The organism is Pseudomonas fluvialis (assembly GCF_002234375.1).
In the GTDB taxonomy this organism is placed as follows: domain Bacteria; phylum Pseudomonadota; class Gammaproteobacteria; order Pseudomonadales; family Pseudomonadaceae; genus Aquipseudomonas; species Aquipseudomonas fluvialis.
In genome coordinates this window covers 1-2,004 of record NZ_NMQV01000033.1, presented here as the reverse complement: position 1 = coordinate 2,004, position 2,004 = coordinate 1, and the positions used below count along the sequence as shown (strand labels likewise).

2 protein-coding genes are annotated in these 2,004 nt (G+C 61.9%); both read left to right on the top strand.

Annotated features, from left to right (window positions below; genetic code table 11):
- Positions 1-81: 81 nt before the first annotated feature.
- Positions 82-441: an IS66 family insertion sequence element accessory protein TnpB gene (gene tnpB, locus CFY91_RS14595; RefSeq protein ID WP_229727232.1), complete on the top strand. Its 360-nt coding sequence runs from the start codon at positions 82-84 to the stop codon at positions 439-441.
- Between the two features lie 19 nt (positions 442-460).
- A complete protein-coding gene (gene tnpC / locus CFY91_RS14590; protein ID WP_093987130.1) occupies positions 461-1,960 on the top strand; it encodes an IS66 family transposase in 1,500 nt (499 codons plus the stop codon).
- Positions 1,961-2,004: the final 44 nt, after the last annotated feature.

The window sequence follows — 2,004 nt, the reverse complement described above, 5'->3', positions numbered from 1 at the left end:
GTAAGCGCTCCATAAACCCCACCTGCCCATAGGCCGCAGATCATTGGATGCTGAGCTCCCGTTTTCACTGGAGTTCATCCCATGATGCGTCCCGATGCCAAGGTGCAGAAGGTCTACCTGTACCCAAAGCCCGTCGACTTCCGCAAATCCATCAACGGCCTGGCAGCCTTGGTCGAGCTGGACATCAAGGTGGAAGTGTTCAACCCGGTGCTGTTCGTGTTCCTCAATCGCACGCGCAGCCAGGTCAAGATTCTCTACTGGGAGCGCAACGGTTTCTGCCTGTGGCTCAAGCGACTGGAAGCCGAGCGCTTCAAGACCAAGCACGATGCAGGCGACGAGGCCATCGAGCTGACGGTTGACGAACTGAACTGGCTGCTCGACGGAATTGACCTGTGGCGCAATCGACCGCACCAGGTACTGACGCCGCGGTTCGTGGCCTGAGCCGGTATAATCCAGCGCCATGAAATTTGGCGCCGACAACCTTCCTAACGATCCCGTCCTGCTCAAGGCCTTGGTGCTGCAATTGCAGGAGCAGGTCGCCCTGCTGCGCCACAAACTGTTCTCACCCAAGTCCGAGCGCAGCCCTGAAGATGCCGACTCACCGCAGCTGGCCATGTTCAACGAGGCCGAAGAGCTGGTCGAAGAGCCGACTGCCGAGCCAGCCGAAGAAGTCGTTGCGCCGATCAAGCGTCGTGGCAAGCGCAAGCCGCTGCCGGCCAATCTGCCGCGCGTCGAAGTCGTCCATGAACTGCCCGAGCACGAACTGACCTGCGCCTGTGGTTGCCGCAAACAGGCTATCGGCGAGGAAACCAGCGAGCAACTGGAGATCATCCCGATGCAGGTGCGGGTTATCCGTCATATCCGCAAGACTTACGCCTGCAAGGCCTGCGAAACCGCACCGGTCACCGCCGACAAACCGGCCCAACTGATCGAGAAGAGCCTGGCTAGTCCCAGCGTGTTGGCGATGCTGCTGACCACCAAGTACGCCGACGGCATCCCGCTGTACCGTTTCGAGAAAATGCTCGGTCGCCACGGCATCGACATTCCCCGCCAGACCCTGGCGCGCTGGGTGATCCAAAGTGGCGAGCAGCTGCAGCCGCTGCTCAACCTGATGCGCGACAAACTGCTGGACTACCCGGTGCTGCACTGCGACGAAACCCGCCTGCAGGTGCTGCACGAACCCGGACGCGATCCCACCGCGCAGTCCTGGATGTGGGTGCAAAGCGGCGGGCCGCCGGATAAACCGGTGATCCTCTTCGACTACACAGCCAGCCGCGCGCAGGAGGTACCGCTGCGCCTGCTCGATGGCTATCACGGCTACCTGATGACTGACGACTACGCTGGCTACAACGCCGTGGCCGTGCAAGAGGGCATCGAGCGGTTGGCCTGCTGGGCGCATGCGCGGCGCAAGTTCGTCGAGGCGCAGAAAGTGCAGCCCAAGGGCAAGACCGGCCGTGCCGACATGGCGCTGAACCTGATCAATAAGCTCTACAGCATCGAACGTGAACTGAAGGACGCCAGCGATGCCGAGCGGCAGGCCACCCGTGTGCAACGCAGCCAACCGCTGCTCGATCAACTCAAGGCCTGGCTGGACAAGACCCAGCCGCAGGTCGCTGGGCAGACGGCCCTGGGCAAGGCGGTGAACTACCTGGCCAGCAACTGGGGCCGGCTGGTGCGTTACGTCGAAGGTGGAAACCTGCCCATCGATAACAACCGCGCCGAAAACGCCATCCGCCCGTTCGTCATCGGTCGCAAGAACTGGTTGTTCAGCGATACGCCCAAGGGCGCCACGGCCAGCGCACAGATCTACAGCCTGATCGAAACCGCCAAGGCCAACGGCCAAGAGCCTTACGCCTGGCTGCGCCACATCCTCGAACGCCTGCCAACGGCACAGAGCGTCGAGGACTACGAAGCGCTGCTGCCGTGGAACTGCTCGCCGGCTTCTGCCTTTGCTTCCTGAAAACAAACCCCGTCCACTAGGACGGGGTTTATGGAGCGCTTACG